Genomic DNA, 15,851 nt, shown 5'->3' on the forward strand with positions numbered 1-15,851 from the left:
GATCACTAAGGGTCACCTAACCGCCACCGTCAAGATCAACCGCCGGTTCAGAGGAATCCCGCACCCGGGGCGGTCCGCGGGGCGTCCGGGTTCGTAGACTTCCCGCCATGCGCAGCGTCTTCCCGGGGGACAGCCCGGCCGTCCCCCCGCCCCCCGGCCGTGAGCCCGCGGTCGAGGTCCGCGGGCTGGTGAAGCGGTACGGGCCGAAAACCGCCGTCGACGGCCTCGACCTGTCCGTCGCCCGCGGCTCCCTCACCGCCGTGCTCGGCCCCAACGGCGCGGGCAAGACGACCACCGTCGAGACCTGCGAGGGCTACCGCCGCCCCGACGCCGGCACCGTGCGCGTGCTCGGCCTCGACCCGGTCGCCGACGCCGCCGCGCTGCGGCCGCGCGTCGGCGTGATGCTCCAGAGCGGGGGCGTCTACGCGGGCGCCCGCGCGGAGGAGATGCTGCGCCACACCGCCTCGCTGCACGCCCACCCCCTCGACGTCGGCATGCTCATCGAGCGGCTCGGCCTGGAGAGCTGCGGGCGGACCGCCTACCGGCGGCTGTCCGGCGGCCAGCAGCAGCGGCTCTCCCTCGCGATGGCCGTCGTCGGCCGCCCCGAGCTGGTCTTCCTCGACGAGCCGACGGCCGGGCTCGACCCGCAGGCCCGGCACGCCACCTGGGACCTGGTGCGCGAGCTGTGCCAGGACGGCGTCACCGTCGTCCTGACCACGCACTACATGGACGAGGCGGAGGCCCTGGCCGACGACGTCGCCATCATCGACAGCGGCAAGGTCATCGCCCAGGGCAGCCCCGAGGAGCTCTGCCGAGGCGGCGCCGAGAACACGCTCCGCTTCAGCGGCCGCCCGGCGCTCGACCTCGCCTCGCTCCTCAAGGCCCTGCCCGCGGACTCCGCGGCGGTGGAGCTCACGCCCGGTACGTACCGGGTCAGCGGCAAGATCGACCCCCAGCTGCTGGCGACGGTCACCATATGGTGCGCGCAGCACGGGGTCATGCCGGACCGCATAGCGGTGGAACGGCACACGCTGGAGGACGTCTTCCTGGAACTGACCGGCAAGGAGCTGCGCGCATGAGCGCCGAGACGAGCACGAGCGCCGGCACCTTCACGCCCGCGCCCGGGGCCGCGCCGCTGGGCCGGATGATCCGCGCGCAGGCCGCGCTGGAGACCCGGATGCTGCTGCGCAACGGCGAGCAGCTCCTGCTGACCGTCGTCATCCCGACCCTCCTGCTGGTGCTCTTCAGCTCGGTCGACATCGTCGACACGGGCGAGGGCAAGGCCGTCGACTTCCTCGCCCCGGGCGTCCTGGCACTGGCGGTGCTGTCGACGGCCTTCACCGGCCAGGCCATCGCGACCGGCTTCGAGCGCCGCTACGGCGTCCTGAAGCGGCTCGGCGCCTCCCCGCTGCCGCGCTGGGGGCTGATGACCGCGAAGACGTGCTCCGTGCTGGTCACGGAGGTGCTCCAGATCGTCCTGCTGACGGTGATCGCGTTCGCGCTGGGCTGGTCCCCGCACGGCAATCCCTTCGCCGTCGTCCTGCTGCTCGTGCTCGGCACCGCGGCCTTCTCCGGTCTCGGCCTGCTGATGGCGGGCACCCTCAAGGCCGAGGCGACGCTGGCCGCGGCGAACCTCGTCTTCCTGCTGCTGCTCGTCGGCGGCGGGGTGATCGTGTCGCTGGACAAGTTCCCGGCCGCCGCCCGGTCGGCGCTCGAGCTGCTGCCGATCTCGGCACTCTCCGGCGGCCTGCGGGACGTGCTCCAGCACGGCGCGGGCGTCCCCTGGGCCGACCTTGGCATCCTCGCGGTCTGGGCGGTGCTCGGGCTGGGCGCCGCGGCGCGCTTCTTCCGCTGGGAATAAGCCCCCTGCGGACATCGGGCAATTCGCCACGCACCCCCCTCGTGAATCCGTGCACAAGCTGGCCCTTACGATGGCTCCGTGCCGAATACGATGAACCCCCTCCAGCTGATCGCCGACCGCTGGCAGCCTTCCGCGCGTCTCGTCCAGCGGGCCGCGCTCGCCTGTGTGGTCATGGCCGTGGTCATCGTGGTGACCGGCGGCGCGGTCCGGCTGACCCAGTCGGGGCTCGGCTGCCCGACGTGGCCGACCTGCACCGACGAGAGCCTGACGCCCACGCGCGCGATGGGCATCAACGGCGTCATCGAGTTCAGCAACCGCATGCTGACGTACGTCCTGTGCGGCGTCGTCGGTTTCGCGATCATCGCGGCACGCGCGCGTGAGCCGCGCCGGCGCTCGCTGACCCGCCTGGGCTGGGCGCAGTTCTGGATCGTCATGGGCAACGCCGTCGTCGGTGGCATCACGGTGCTGACGGGCCTCAACCCGTACATCGTCAGCGCCCACTTCCTGCTGTCCACCGCGCTGCTGACGGTCGCCGTGGTGATGTGGCAGCGCAGCCGCGAGGGCGACGCCGAGCCGCGCGATCTGGTGGCCCGTCCGGTGCGGCAGATGAGCTGGCTGCTGGTCGTCGCCAGCGCCCTGCTGATCGTGATCGGCACCGTGGTCACCGGCGCGGGCAAGCACGCGGGCGACGCTTCCAAGAACGTCCACCGCATCCCGCTGGACTGGCGTGAACTGACCCAGCTGCACGTCGACTTCGTGTTCGTGGTGGTCGGCCTGACCGTCGCCCTGTGGTTCACCCTGCGGGCCGTCAAGGCGGCCGCGGCGCCGAGCCGCCGGGTCACCGAGCTGTTCGCCGTGCTGCTGCTCCAGGGCGTCATAGGGTACGTGCAGTACTTCACCGGCCAGCCGGAGCTGATCGTCGGCGCCCACATGCTCGGCTCCTGCCTCGTGTGGATCGCCGTCCTGCGGGTCTTCCTGGCGCTGCGCGACCGCGGCGAGCTCGCCTCCGTGCCCGCCCCCGCCGGCGAGCACGACGCGCTTCAGCCGGCCTCCGTCCCGAGCCGGTAGATCCTGCGGGCGGTGCCTGCGGCGACGAGCGAGGCGATCCGCCCCGCCTCCGCCCGCCGGCACACCCCGTCGGCGACCCAGTCCTTCATGAGCCGGTCCATGGCCTGCGAGAAGGTCCGGGCGCCGACCACATAGAGCTCCGCCAGCGCCCGCGCCCCGGTGGAGAACACCAGCTTGCCGAACGGCGCCTCGCCCAGGCTCTCCCCGGGCCGGGTGCCCACGTCCGCGTACACGTGCGGGAAGCCCGCGGCCAGCCGTGCCGCCTGCCGGCGGTGCGAGGGGTCGGGCAGCAGCACCAGATCGGTCCCCAGGCCCTCGGTGGCGCGCAGGAAGCGCGTCACGCGCCGTGGGTCGGGGCAGTGCAGTTGCACGGGCAGCCCGGTGGCGACAGCCGTCCACAGCAGATGGCAGGCGAGCACGGGCTCGTCCAGGGGGCCGCCCGGGCGGCGCGTGCGCAGCCAGCGGTCGACCGCCCTGCGGACCTCGGGCGGCTCGGGAGGGGTCCCGTCGCAGGAGCGGATCCCGGAGGCGAAGGCGGTGGCGCCGCGCGCGGCCGCCCACAGCGCCTCGGCGACATGGGCGGCGAAGGATCCGGCGCTGCCGGAGGTGTCGGCGATCTGTTCGGCGAGTGGTTCGAGCCGTACGACGTCGTGGGCGTGCCCGTCGGCCGCGTAGGCCAGCTCCGCGGCCGAGGTGAGGGCGCCCGGCGCGCCGGACTCCAGCAGGAAGGTGCCGATGCCCGCGCCGCGCAGCAGCAGCCGCCCGGCGCGGTAGGCGCCCAGCTCCCGCCGCCGGGCCAGATAGCGGACCGGCGCGCAGTACGGTTCGAGGCCGAGCAGGGGCGGGCACCAGCGGCGCACGGCGAGGCCCGCGGGGCTGTCGAAGAAGGTGGTGCCGGGCGGCGCGGGGCCGGTGGACCCGGCGGCCGCGGCGAGGTGCGTCTCGAACTTCCCGAGCCCCAGCTCGCCGTGGACCGTGCCGTGGCTGTGCTGATCCACGATCGGCGGCATGCCGTCCATCCGCGCCCTCGCCCCCCGTGCCGAGTCCCGCTCCCGGCGGGTCTAACGGGTGAGGGGGCGCTCAGTTATTGCCGGGGCCGCCGAGCTGGATGCCGGCCATACGGGACCATTCGTACGGACCGGTGCGGACCTTGGCGGCGAGCTCGCCGTCGAAGTCGTCGTGGAGCGTGAGCCCGGCGAGCTCCGCGGCCTTCTCCGCGATCTCCATGGAGGGGGCGATCAGGGTGCCCCACTCGCCGTTGGCGCCGACGAGGGCGACGCGGACGGTGCCGCGGGCGATGTGCGCCAGCTGGCCCTCGGCGGTGCCGCCGTGGCTCTTGGCGAAGGCGCCGATCTGCCGGGCGAGCCGGGCCGCCTTGCGCTCGGCCCGGGCGTCGGGTGCGGTGGCTGCGGCCTGCGTGGTGGTGTCTGCCATACGCAGGATGCTACCGGCCGGTAATTACCGGAGGAAGGGATCCACGGCCACTGCCGCGAAGAGCAGCGACACATAGGTGATCGACCAGTGGAAGAGGCGCATCTCCTTGAGCTTCGCCCCGGTGATCTCGGCGTTGGCGCGGCCCTGGAGCGCGTGCGCCTCCTTGAGCCACATGCCGCCGAGCACGGCCGCCACGATCGTGTAGAACCAGCCGGTGTAGCCCAGCGGCTGGAGCGTCAGCGAGACGGCGACCATCACCCAGCTGTAGAGGACGATCTGCCGGGCGACCGCCTTGTTGCCCGCGATGACCGGGAGCATGGGCACGCCGGCGCGCTCGTAGTCGCCCTTGACCTTCATCGACAGCGGCCAGTAATGCGGCGGCGTCCAGAAGAACATGACGAGGAAGAGGACGAGCGAGGCCCAGGAGACCGAGTTCGTGACGGCGGACCAGCCGATGAGGACCGGCAGGCAGCCGGCGATGCCGCCCCAGACGATGTTCTGCGCGGTGCGGCGCTTGAGGAGCATCGTGTAGATGACGACGTAGAAGGCGTTGGCCCCCAGCGCCAGCATCGCCGACAGCGGGTTGACCAGGAACCAGAACCAGACGGTGGAGCCGGCGGTCAGTGCCGTGGCGAAGACCAGGCACTCCTTCGGCGAGACCATCCCGGTCACCAGGGGACGCTGGGCCGTGCGCTCCATCAGCGCGTCGATGTCCCGGTCGATGTACATGTTGTACGCGCCGGCGCCGCCCGCGGACAGATAACCACCGATGCACGTGGCGAGGACCAGCCACAGGTCGGGCACGCCCTGCGCGGCGAGGAACATCACCGGCACGGTCGTCATGAGCAGCAGCTCGATGATCCGCGGCTTGGTCAGCGCCACGAATGCCTTGACCCGGGCCCCGAACGGCCGGTGACCGGAGGTCTCCGAGAGCACCCCCGCAGGACGGGATTCGACGGCCGTCACGCACACCCCTGACAGAGATAAGGCCAGCAAGCACCTCGGGCATGGATCGACCCGGCAAAGGCTTGCGCTTACCACGCCACTCTAGACGTAGGGGATACCCCGGCCTTCGCCGGGGTGGGGTCGTGTTGGGGCCGTAGCGGAGCCGATCAGCACCCGATCGGTGCCCGATCAGGGCCCGATCACCGGTGTCCGCGCATCGGACCGTGCCTTTGGGGAACATGACACGGTGGCCCCGTTCGGGAGGCGCCACGGCGCCCTCCCCGGCAGGCTGGACCCATGACCACCGCAGCCGCGGCGGGAATCTTTGTCATCCGGATCCGGTTGCCCGGGACGTCGGGTCGGGCAGCCGACTGCGTGTCGAAAAGGCGCACTCCCTTGCGGGGTAGGCTCGACAGCGCCGCGTCGTGGCGGAACATACCGCCCCCGGCAATCGAAACATGTGGAGAGGAGCCCTGAACCGAGGGTGAGCACCAAGCCGACCACAACAGACCTCGAGTGGACCGAACTGGACCAGCGGGCCGTCGATACCGCCCGCGTCCTGGCCATGGACTCCGTGCAGAAGGTCGGCAACGGCCATCCGGGCACGGCCATGAGCCTGGCGCCCGCCGCCTATCTGCTGTTCCAGAAGCTGATGCGGCACGACCCGAGCGACGCCGACTGGGCCGGCCGCGACCGGTTCGTCCTCTCCCCCGGCCACACCAGCCTCACGCTCTACGTCCAGCTCTTCCTGGCCGGCTACGGCCTGGAGCTCGCGGACCTGAAGGCGTTCCGCACCTGGGGCAGCAAGACCCCCGGTCACCCGGAGCACGGCCACACCCGCGGCGTGGAGACCACCACCGGCCCGCTGGGCCAGGGCATCGCCAACGCCGTGGGCATGGCGATGGCCGCCCGCTACGAGCGCGGCCTGTTCGACCCGGAGGCCCCGAAGGGCGCGTCCCCGTTCGACCACACCATCTGGGCGATCGTCTCCGACGGCGACCTGGAGGAGGGCATCTCCGCCGAGGCGTCCTCGCTGGCCGGCCACCAGAAGCTCGGCAACATCGTCGCGCTCTACGACGACAACCACATCTCGATCGAGGGCGACACCGAGACCGCCTTCTCCGAGGACGTCCTGGCGCGCTACGAGGCGTACGGCTGGCACGTCCAGCGCATCGAGCAGGCCGAGAACGGCGACTTCGACATCCAGGCCCTCTACGCCGCCCTGAAGGCGGCGCAGGAGGAGACCGAGCGCCCGTCGATCATCGCCGCGCGCACGATCATCGCCTGGCCGGCCCCGAACGCCCAGAACACCGAGGCGTCGCACGGCTCGGCCCTCGGTGACGCCGAGGTGGCCGCCACCAAGCGCGTCATGGGCTTCGACCCGGAGCAGACCTTCCAGGTCGAGGACGAGGTCTTCGCGCACGCCCGCAAGGTCGTCGACCGCGGCCGCGAGGCCCACGCGACCTGGGACAAGCAGCTCCAGGAGTGGCGCACCTCCAACCCGGAGCGCGCCGCCGAGCTGGACCGCATCACCGCGGGCGAGCTGCCCGACGGCTGGGAGCACGCGCTCCCCGTCTTCCCGGCCGGCAAGGACGTCGCGACCCGCAAGGCGTCCGGCGAGGTACTCAAGGCGCTGGGCGGCGTGCTGCCCGAGCTGTGGGGCGGCTCCGCCGACCTCGCCGGCTCGAACAACACCACGATCGACGCGTCGTCCTCGTTCCTCCCGGAGGGCAACCCGCTCCCCGAGGCGAGCCCGTACGGCCGCACGATCCACTTCGGCATCCGCGAGCACGCCATGGGTTCGACCATGAACGGCATCGCGCTGCACGGCAACACCCGCGTCTACGGCGGCACCTTCCTGGTGTTCTCCGACTACATGCGCCCGGCCGTCCGCCTGGCCGCCCTGATGAAGCTGCCGGTCACCTATGTGTGGACGCACGACTCCATCGGTCTCGGCGAGGACGGCCCGACCCACCAGCCGGTCGAGCACATGGCCGCGCTGCGGGCCATCCCGGGCCTGAACATGGTCCGCCCGGCGGACGCCAACGAGACGGCGATCGCCTGGCGCGAGATCACCAAGCGCCACTCCACGAACCCGGCGCCGCACGGCCTGGCGCTGACCCGCCAGAACGTCCCGACGTACGAGGCCAACGAGGGCGCCGCCAAGGGCGGCTACGTCCTCTTCGAGGCCGAGGGCGGCCGGCCGCAGGTGATCCTGATCGGCACCGGCTCCGAGGTCCAGCTGGCCGTCGAGGCCCGTGACGTGCTCCAGGCCGAGGGCATCCCGACCCGCGTGGTCTCCATGCCGTCGGTCGAGTGGTTCGAGGAGCAGGACCAGGCGTACCGCGACGGCGTGCTGCTGCCGGACGTCAAGGCCCGCGTGGCCGTCGAGGCCGGCATCGGCCTGACCTGGCACCGGTTCGTCGGCGACGCCGGCCGGATCGTCTCGCTGGAGCACTTCGGCGCCTCCGCGGACTACAAGATCCTCTACCGCGAGTTCGGTCTGACCGCCGAGGCCGTCGTGGCCGCCGCCCGCGAGTCGATCGAGCTCGCCGACGCCAACCGTCGCTGACGCGACCGCTTCAACCTGTAGGAGATGCAATCCCGATGACAGACGCACTCAAGCGCCTCTCCGACGAAGGCGTCGCGATCTGGCTGGACGACCTGTCCCGCAAGCGCATCACGTCCGGCAACCTCGCCGAGCTGATCGACCAGAGCCACGTCGTGGGTGTCACCACCAACCCGTCGATCTTCCAGAAGGCGATCTCCGGCGGCGACGGCTACGAGCAGCAGCTCACCGACCTCGCGGCCCGCAAGGTCACCGTCGAGGAGGCGATCCGCATGATCACGACGGCGGACGTCCGTGACGCCGCCGACATCCTGCGCCCGGTCTTCGACGCGACCGACGGCCAGGACGGCCGGGTCTCCATCGAGGTCGACCCGCGCCTGGCGCACGAGACGACGGCCACCGTCGCCGAGGCCAAGCAGCTGGCCTGGCTGGTGGACCGCCCCAACACCCTGATCAAGATCCCGGCGACCAAGGCGGGCCTGCCGGCCATCGCCGAGGTGATCGGCAAGGGCATCAGCGTCAACGTCACGCTGATCTTCTCGCTGGAGCGCTACCGCGCGGTCATGGACGCCTACCTGACCGGTCTGGAGAAGGCCAGGGCCGCGGGCCTGGACCTGTCGCTGATCCACTCGGTCGCGTCCTTCTTCGTGTCCCGCGTGGACAGCGAGATCGACAAGCGCCTGGACGCGCTGGGCACCGACGAGGCGAAGGCGCTGCGCGGCAAGGCCGCCCTGGCCAACGCCCGCCTCGCCTACCAGGCGTACGAGGAGGTCTTCTCCTCCGACCGCTGGGCCGCCCTGGAGAAGCTGGGCGCCAACAAGCAGCGTCCGCTGTGGGCCTCGACCGGCGTCAAGGACCCGGCCTACAAGGACACGCTGTACGTGGACGACCTGGTCGCCCCGAACACGGTCAACACCATGCCGGAGGCCACCCTCGAGGCCACGGCCGACCACGGGCAGATCACCGGCGACACGGTGCGCGGCACGTACGAGCAGGCCAAGGCCGAGCTCGACGCGCTCGCCAAGCTGGGCATCTCGTACGACGAGGTCGTCCAGCTGCTCGAGGACGAGGGCGTCGACAAGTTCGAGCAGTCCTGGAACGACCTGCTGAAGTCCACCGAGGCGGAGCTCAAGCGCCTCGCTCCGGAGGCGTGAGTTGAGCACAAGCAGCAATCCGCTGCGTGACGCTCAGGACCGACGGCTCCCGCGTATCGCGGGGCCGTCGGGCCTGGTCATCTTTGGCGTCACGGGCGATTTGTCCCGAAAAAAGCTGATGCCTGCGGTCTACGACCTCGCGAACCGGGGGCTCCTGCCGCCGGGCTTCTCGCTCATCGGCTTCGCGCGCCGCGACTGGGAGAACGAGGACTTCGCCCAGATCGTGCACGACGCCGTCAAGGAGCACTCGCGCACGCCCTTCCGTGAGGAGGTCTGGCAGCAGCTGGTGCAGGGCTGCCGGTTCGTGCAGGGCGACTTCGACGACGACGAGGCGTTCGAGACCCTCAAGGACACCATCCACGAGCTGGACAAGGCACAGGGCACGGGCGGCAACTTCGCCTTCTATCTGTCGGTGCCGCCGAAGTTCTTCCCCAAGGTCGTCCAGCAGCTGAAGAAGCACGGCCTGGCCGACCAGAAGCAGGGCTCCTGGCGGCGCGCCGTCATCGAGAAACCCTTCGGCCACGACCTCGCCTCCGCGCAGGAGCTCAACCAGGTCGTCCACGAGGTCTTCCCGCCCGAAGAGGTCTTCAGGATCGACCACTATCTGGGCAAGGAGACCGTCCAGAACATCCTGGCGCTCCGCTTCGCCAACACCCTCTTCGAGCCGATCTGGAACCGGTCGTACGTCGACCACGTGCAGATCACCATGGCCGAGGACATCGGCATCGGCGGCCGCGCGGGCTACTACGACGGCATCGGCGCCGCCCGTGACGTCATCCAGAACCACCTGCTCCAGCTGCTCGCGCTGACCGCCATGGAGGAGCCCGCCTCCTTCGAGGCCGACGCGCTGGTCGCGGAGAAGACCAAGGTGCTGGGCGCCGTCCGACTGCCCAAGGACCTGGGCAAGGAGACCGTGCGCGGGCAGTACGCGCACGGCTGGCAGGGCGGCGAGGAGGTCGTCGGCTACCTCGAAGAGGACGGCATCGACCCGGCGTCCAAGACCGACACCTACGCCGCGATCAAGCTGGAGATCGACAACCGCCGCTGGGCGGGCGTCCCCTTCTATCTCCGCACGGGCAAGCGGCTCGGCCGCCGCGTGACCGAGATCGCGGTGGTCTTCCAGCGCGCGCCGCACTCGCCCTTCGACCACACCGCCACCGAGGAGCTGGGGCAGAACGCCCTGGTCATCCGGGTGCAGCCGGACGAGGGCGTCACCATGCGGTTCGGTTCGAAGGTGCCGGGCACCTCGATGGAGGTCCGGGACGTCTCGATGGACTTCGCCTACGGCGAGTCCTTCACCGAGTCCAGCCCCGAGGCGTACGAGCGGCTCATCCTCGATGTGCTCCTCGGCGACGCCAACCTCTTCCCGCGGCTGCGGGAGGTCGAGCTGTCCTGGCAGATCCTGGACCCGATCGAGCAGTACTGGGAATCCAACGGCAAGCCCGCGTCCTACCCTGCGGGCACCTGGGGCCCGGTCGAGGCGGACGAGATGCTCGCACGTGACGGACGGAGCTGGCGCCGGCCATGAAAATCGACCTGACGGACACCACGTCCAGCAAGATCAACAACGCGCTGGTCCAGGGCCGCCGCGCCATCGGCACCCCCGCCATCGGCATGGTGCTGACCCTGGTCATCGTCACCGACGAGGAGCACGCCTACGACGCGCTGAAGGCGGCCAACGAGGCATCGCGCGAGCACCCCTCGCGCAAGCTCGTCGTCATCAAGCGCGCCAGCCGCTCGCCGCGCGACCGGGCCAAGGCCCGCCTCGACGCGGAGGTCCGCGTGGGCACCTCGGCGGGCACCGGCGAGACCGTGGTGCTGCGGCTCCACGGCGACGTCATCGACCACGCCCAGTCGGTCGTGCTGCCGCTGCTGCTGCCCGACGCCCCCGTGGTCGTCTGGTGGCCGGTGGCCTCCCCGGCCAACCCGGAGAAGGACCCGCTCGGTTCGCTCGCCCAGCGCCGGGTCACCGACGCCTACGCCGCCGAGGACCCCCTCACGGAGCTGGCGGCCCGCGCCGCGCACTACGCGCCGGGCGACACCGACCTGGCCTGGACCCGCATCACGCCGTGGCGCTCGATGCTCGCGGCCGCGCTCGACCAGCAGCAGGTCGAGATCGTCTCCGCCGATGTCACGGGCGAGGGCTACAACCCGAGCGGCGAGCTGCTCGCGATGTGGCTCGCCGACCGCCTCGGCGTGCCGGTCAGCCGGACCGTCTCCGACGGTCCGGGCCTCACGGCCGTACGCATGGAGACCAAGAACGGCCCCATCGTGCTGGACCGCCCGGACGGCTCCCTGGCCACGCTCTCCATGCCGGGCCAGCCCGACCGCGCGGTGGCGCTCAACCGGCGCGACACCGCCGAGCTCCTCGCCGAGGAACTCCGGCGGCTCGACCCGGACGACACCTACGCGTCGGCGCTGAAGTACGGCGTGGAGCGGCTCGGCCAGCCGCAGGCACCCGCGGCCACGGCGGCGGCGAAGACGGCCGGGGCCGCCCCGGAGGCTCCGCGGGCGGAGGCGGCCGAGACCGCCGGTGCCGCCGGTGCCAAGCCCGCGCCCGCCAGGAAGACCGGCGGCAAGAAGGCGGCCGGCAAGTGAGCACTCCGCAGATCGTCGTCCACCGGGACAAGGAGCTGATGGCGCAGGCCGCGGCGGCCCGGCTGATCACGAAGATCGTGGACGCGCAGGCCGCCCGGGGCTCCGCCTCCGTCGTCCTCACGGGCGGGCGCAACGGCAACGGGCTGCTCGCGGCCCTCGCCGAGGCGCCCGCGCGCGACGCGGTGGACTGGTCCCGGCTGGACCTGTGGTGGGGCGACGAGCGCTTCCTACCCGAGGGCGACCCCGAGCGCAATGTGACCCAGGCGCGCGAGGCGCTCCTGGACTCGGTGCCGCTGGACCCCGCCCGGGTGCATGTGATGCCCCCGGCCGGCGACCGGTACGGCAACGACCCGGACGCCGCGGCGGAGGCGTACGCGGCCGAACTCGCGGCCGCCGCGCGGCCCGAGGACCACGGCCCCGTGCCCGCCTTCGACGTGCTGCTGCTGGGCGTCGGCCCGGACACGCACATCGCGTCGCTGTTCCCGGAGCTGCCGGGGGTGCGGGAGACCGAGCGCACGGTCATCGGGGTGCACGGCGCGCCGAAGCCGCCGCCGACGAGGGTCTCCCTGACGCTCCCGGCGATCCGCGCGGCCCGCGAGGTCTGGCTCCTCGCGGCGGGCGAGGACAAGGCGAACGCGGTGGCGATGGCGCTGTCCGGCGCGGGCGAGATCCAGGCACCGGCGGCGGGCGCGTACGGCACCCGGCGCACACTGTGGCTGCTGGACGCGCCCGCGGCGGCCCAACTGCCGCGAAGCCTGTACCCTCCGGCTTCGTCCTGACGCTCCACCGATGCCGATGGCCCGCCCCCTGCGTGGGGACGGGCCATCGGCATGTCAGCGCTGAAGCCGAGCAAAACCCGGTGCCGAACGTCAGCTAGGGACCGGGCGGCGCCCCATCAGGGGCGCGGGGAACTGCGCGCCCAACCACAACGCACCCGCAGCCGCCCGGCAAAACGCAAGCCGCACCCCCGGTAGGCGCACCGACCACCAAGCCGCACCAAGAACGAAGCCGGAGCACCGCACCCCGAACCCCGCCCAGGGGCAGAGGGTCTCCCCCGGTCCACGAAAGAAGCGGGCAAGGGAAGACCCCCCGTCACACCCAGCGGTCAGCGCCCCCGCAGCTCGCGGTAACGCGCGACCAGCGCGGCGGTGGACGCGTCGAGCCCCGCCACCTCCGAGCCCGCGGTGAGCGCGGGCTCGACCCGCTTCGCGAGGACCTTGCCGAGCTCGACGCCCCACTGGTCGAAGGAGTCGATGTTCCAGACCGCGCCCTGGACGAACACCTTGTGCTCGTAGAGCGCGATCAGCTGCCCGAGCACCGACGGAGTCAGCTCGCTGGCGAGGATCGTCGTCGTCGGGTGGTTGCCCCGGAAGGTCTTGTGCGGGACGAGCTCCGCCGGGACGCCCTCCGCGGCGACCTCCTCCGCGGTCTTGCCGAAGGCGAGCGCCTGCCCCTGGGCGAAGAGATTGGCCATCAGCAAGTCGTGCTGGGCGACCAGACCCGGCAGCAGGTCGTCCACCGGCTTGGCGAAGCCGATGAAGTCCGCCGGGATCAGCTTCGTGCCCTGGTGGATCAACTGGTAATAGGCGTGCTGCCCGTTGGTGCCCGGCGTGCCCCAGACGACCGGCCCGGTCTGCCAGTTGACGGGGTTGCCCTCGCGGTCGACGGACTTGCCGTTGGACTCCATGTCGAGCTGCTGGAGATAGGCCGCGAACTTCGACAGGTAGTGGCTGTAGGGCAGCACCGCGTGCGACTGCGCGCCGTGGAAGTTGCCGTACCAGATGCCGAGCAGGCCCAGCAGCAGCGGGACGTTCTCCTCGGGCGGCGCGCACCGGAAGTGCTCGTCGACCAGGTGGAAACCGGCGAGCATCTCCCGGAAGTGGTCCGGCCCGATCGCGAGCATCAGGGACAGGCCGATGGCCGAGTCATACGAATAACGGCCGCCGACCCAGTCCCAGAACTCGAACATGTTGGTCGGGTCGATGCCGAACTCCGACACCTTCCGCTCGTTCGTCGACAGCGCGACGAAGTGCTTGGCGACGGCCTCCTCGCCCGCCCGCAGCTCCGTCAGCAGCCAGTTGCGCGCCGAGGTGGCGTTGGTGATCGTCTCGATCGTGGTGAAGGTCTTCGAGGCGATGATGAACAGCGTCTCGGCCGCGTCGAGGTCGCGCACCGCCTCGTGCAGGTCCGCGCCGTCGACGTTGGAGACGAAACGGAACGTCATGTCACGCGCCGTGTAGGACCGCAGCGCCTCGTAGGCCATCGCCGGACCGAGGTCGGAGCCGCCGATGCCGATGTTGACGACGTTCTTGATCGGCTTGCCGGTGTGACCCTTCCAGTCACCGGAGCGCACCCGGTCGGTGAAGACCTGCATCTTGCGCAGCACGGCGTGCACGGCGGGGACGACGTTCTCGCCGTCGGCCTTGATCACCGCCGACTCGGGGGCGCGCAGCGCGGTGTGCAGCACGGCGCGGTCCTCGGTGGTGTTGATCTTCTCGCCGCGGAACATCGCGTCCCGCAGCTCCGCCACCCCGGCCGACGCCGCCAGCTCGCGCAGCAGGCGCAGCGTCTCGTCGGTGACCAGGTGCTTGGAGTAGTCGACGTGCAGATCGCCGACGGTGAGCGTCAAGCGCCCGGCCCGCTGGGGATCATCCGCGAACAGCTGTCGCAGGTGTACCTCCCCGAGCTCTTCCCGGTGCTTGGCCAGTGCGTTCCACTCAGGCGTCTGGTCGAGCCTGCGGCCCTCTGCGTTCATCTCGGACATCAGCCCATTCTTCTCGTAGCTGCCCCGCCGCTCCCCAACCTATGTGATCAGAGCGCGGTATGAGACGTCGTGTCCTTTCCGGCGCGGTCCACGGCCGGCAGCAGGGCGAGGACGGCGAGCGCGAAGAGCGCGGCGGCGGGCGGCATGGGCGCGTTCGGCCCCCACGCGGCGGCGACCGCCCCCGCGGCCAGCGCCCCGAACGGCGCGCCCGCGATGGCGAGGGTGCGGAAGGCGGCGCTGATCCGCCCGAGCATCCCTTCCGGGGCTCGCCGCTGCATGAGCGTCGTCTGGGTGACGTTCCAGACCATGCCGGCGCAGCCGAAGAGGCCCAGGGCGGCGACGGCGACGGGCAGTTCGCGCACCGAGCCGAGCGTCACCAGGCAGGCCGTCTGGAGGGCGCCGCCCAGCAGCATGCACCGCACCGGCCCGAAGCGCTCCACGAGCCGGCCCGCCGACAGCCCTCCGGCGACGCCGCCCACGCCGTACGCGGCGACGACGGCCGCGTAGCCTCCGTCGCCGCCGTGCAGCCATCGGGTGACGAGCAGCGGCAGGCTCGCGATGAGCGCCCCTATCGCCACGTTGCACAGCGTGGTCGATACGCACAGCGCGCGCAGCGTGCGATCGCGCCACAGCGCCCGCAGACCTTGGGCCGTCTCGTGGCGGAGCGTGCGCCCGGCGGGGCGCGGCTCCCGTGCGGGCGCCGGTATCCGCAGGGTCGCCACGAGGGCGGCCGCCAGGAGATAGGTGGCGGCGTCGGCCGCGAAGGGCATCGCGGCGCCCACGGCGAGCAGCACCGGGACCAGGGGCGCGCCCAGGAACGTCCCGGCGATCTGCTGTCCGGTCATCAGCCTGGCATTGGCCCGGCCGAGCCCCTCCGGGGGCACCAGGGCGGGCAGCAGGGCGGTGGCGGCGTTGTCGAAAAGCGTCTGGAGAGTGGTGAGGAGGAAGGCGAGCGCGATCAGCAGCCCGATCGTGGCGTACCCGAGGGCGACGGCGGCCGCGAAGGCGGCCACCAGCGCGCCGCGGAGCACGTCGACCGTCCACATCGCCCGCCGCTGGTCGACCCGGTCGGCGAGCGCGCCGCCGAGGAGCCCGAAGAGCAGCCAGGGCAGGAAGCCGCTCGCCGTCACCAGCGAGACGAGCAGCGGTGAATCCGTGAGGGAGACGGCGAGCAGCGGGAGCGCGGCACCGCGCAGCGCGTCGCCGAGGCGCGACACCACGGCCGCGGACCACAGCCGCCCGAACCCGCTCCGAACTCCCGCCGGGCCCAGGGCCGTTGATGTGATCGGTACGACCGTCGGATCCTCGACAGCTGTCATGATTCCCCCCGGAGGATGACCTGTCGAAGACCGTACCGGCCACCACTGACAACGGCCCGGGGGGGGGGGGTGTTCGGGGGGGGGGGGGGGGGGGCTTGTTGTTGTGTCGTTTGAACCTTACCTCCTAGATTTGTGGGTG

Annotated in this window: 13 protein-coding genes; 8 read left to right on the forward strand and 5 right to left on the reverse strand. The window is 71.7% G+C overall.

All coding sequences use genetic code 11. The features are described 5' to 3' along the window. Window positions 1-107 precede the first annotated feature (107 nt). From ACZ4A5_RS00115 to ACZ4A5_RS00125, 3 genes are all read left to right on the forward strand, one after another. Window positions 108-1,079 (forward strand): ABC transporter ATP-binding protein, encoded by a 972-nt coding sequence (locus ACZ4A5_RS00115; protein WP_467576325.1) that lies wholly within the window; start codon window positions 108-110, stop codon window positions 1,077-1,079. After that, window positions 1,076-1,861 carry an ABC transporter permease gene (locus ACZ4A5_RS00120; protein ID WP_467576328.1) on the forward strand — a complete coding sequence of 262 codons (786 nt, stop codon included), beginning with the start codon at window positions 1,076-1,078 and terminating at the stop codon, window positions 1,859-1,861. The genes ACZ4A5_RS00115 and ACZ4A5_RS00120 overlap by 4 nt, the downstream gene beginning before the upstream one ends. A gap of 78 nt (window positions 1,862-1,939) precedes the next feature. Next, window positions 1,940-2,929, forward strand: coding sequence for a COX15/CtaA family protein (locus tag ACZ4A5_RS00125; RefSeq protein WP_467576331.1), 990 nt, complete (start codon window positions 1,940-1,942; stop codon window positions 2,927-2,929). Here the strand turns inward: ACZ4A5_RS00125 and ACZ4A5_RS00130 are convergent. The 3 genes from ACZ4A5_RS00130 to ACZ4A5_RS00140 all read right to left on the reverse strand — a co-directional run bounded on the left by ACZ4A5_RS00130 (window position 2,902) and on the right by ACZ4A5_RS00140 (window position 5,329). Next, a complete protein-coding gene (locus ACZ4A5_RS00130; protein ID WP_467576334.1) occupies window positions 2,902-3,948 on the reverse strand; it encodes an amidohydrolase in 1,047 nt (348 codons plus the stop codon). The genes ACZ4A5_RS00125 and ACZ4A5_RS00130 overlap by 28 nt on opposite strands. A gap of 61 nt (window positions 3,949-4,009) precedes the next feature. Then, window positions 4,010-4,363: a hypothetical protein gene (locus tag ACZ4A5_RS00135; RefSeq protein ID WP_467576337.1), complete on the reverse strand. Its 354-nt coding sequence runs from the start codon at window positions 4,361-4,363 to the stop codon at window positions 4,010-4,012. Window positions 4,364-4,387: 24 nt separating this feature from the next. Beyond that, entirely contained in the window at window positions 4,388-5,329 is a 942-nt protein-coding gene (locus ACZ4A5_RS00140) for a heme o synthase (RefSeq protein ID WP_467576340.1), read from the reverse strand. 463 nt (window positions 5,330-5,792) lie between these two features. On the opposite strand from ACZ4A5_RS00140, the gene tkt reads away from it, so the two are divergent. Genes tkt through pgl form a run of 5 tightly spaced genes read left to right on the forward strand, consistent with a single transcriptional unit; the run spans window position 5,793 to window position 12,408 of the window. Next, entirely contained in the window at window positions 5,793-7,880 is a 2,088-nt protein-coding gene (gene tkt, locus ACZ4A5_RS00145; RefSeq protein ID WP_467576343.1) for a transketolase, read from the forward strand. Window positions 7,881-7,915: 35 nt separating this feature from the next. Continuing rightward, window positions 7,916-9,031 carry a transaldolase gene (tal, locus tag ACZ4A5_RS00150; RefSeq protein ID WP_467576346.1) on the forward strand — a complete coding sequence of 372 codons (1,116 nt, stop codon included), beginning with the start codon at window positions 7,916-7,918 and terminating at the stop codon, window positions 9,029-9,031. Window position 9,032: 1 nt separating this feature from the next. Continuing rightward, a complete protein-coding gene (gene zwf / locus ACZ4A5_RS00155) occupies window positions 9,033-10,559 on the forward strand; it encodes a glucose-6-phosphate dehydrogenase (protein WP_398867132.1) in 1,527 nt (508 codons plus the stop codon). Next, window positions 10,556-11,629 (forward strand): glucose-6-phosphate dehydrogenase assembly protein OpcA, encoded by a 1,074-nt coding sequence (gene opcA, locus ACZ4A5_RS00160; protein ID WP_467576350.1) that lies wholly within the window; start codon window positions 10,556-10,558, stop codon window positions 11,627-11,629. Before zwf ends, opcA begins: the two co-directional genes overlap by 4 nt. Then, on the forward strand, window positions 11,626-12,408 hold the full coding sequence (pgl, locus tag ACZ4A5_RS00165) for a 6-phosphogluconolactonase (RefSeq protein ID WP_467576353.1): 783 nt from the start codon (window positions 11,626-11,628) through the stop codon (window positions 12,406-12,408). The genes opcA and pgl overlap by 4 nt, the downstream gene beginning before the upstream one ends. Before the next feature lie 326 nt (window positions 12,409-12,734). On the opposite strand, the gene pgi is transcribed toward pgl, so the two are convergent. Together pgi and ACZ4A5_RS00175 are read right to left on the reverse strand one after the other, a co-directional pair. Next, window positions 12,735-14,384, reverse strand: coding sequence for a glucose-6-phosphate isomerase (gene pgi / locus ACZ4A5_RS00170; protein ID WP_467577218.1), 1,650 nt, complete (start codon window positions 14,382-14,384; stop codon window positions 12,735-12,737). A gap of 56 nt (window positions 14,385-14,440) precedes the next feature. Next, entirely contained in the window at window positions 14,441-15,712 is a 1,272-nt protein-coding gene (locus ACZ4A5_RS00175; protein ID WP_467576356.1) for an MFS transporter, read from the reverse strand. Window positions 15,713-15,851: the final 139 nt, after the last annotated feature.

This window comes from Streptomyces sp. NPDC025618, assembly GCF_055558795.1.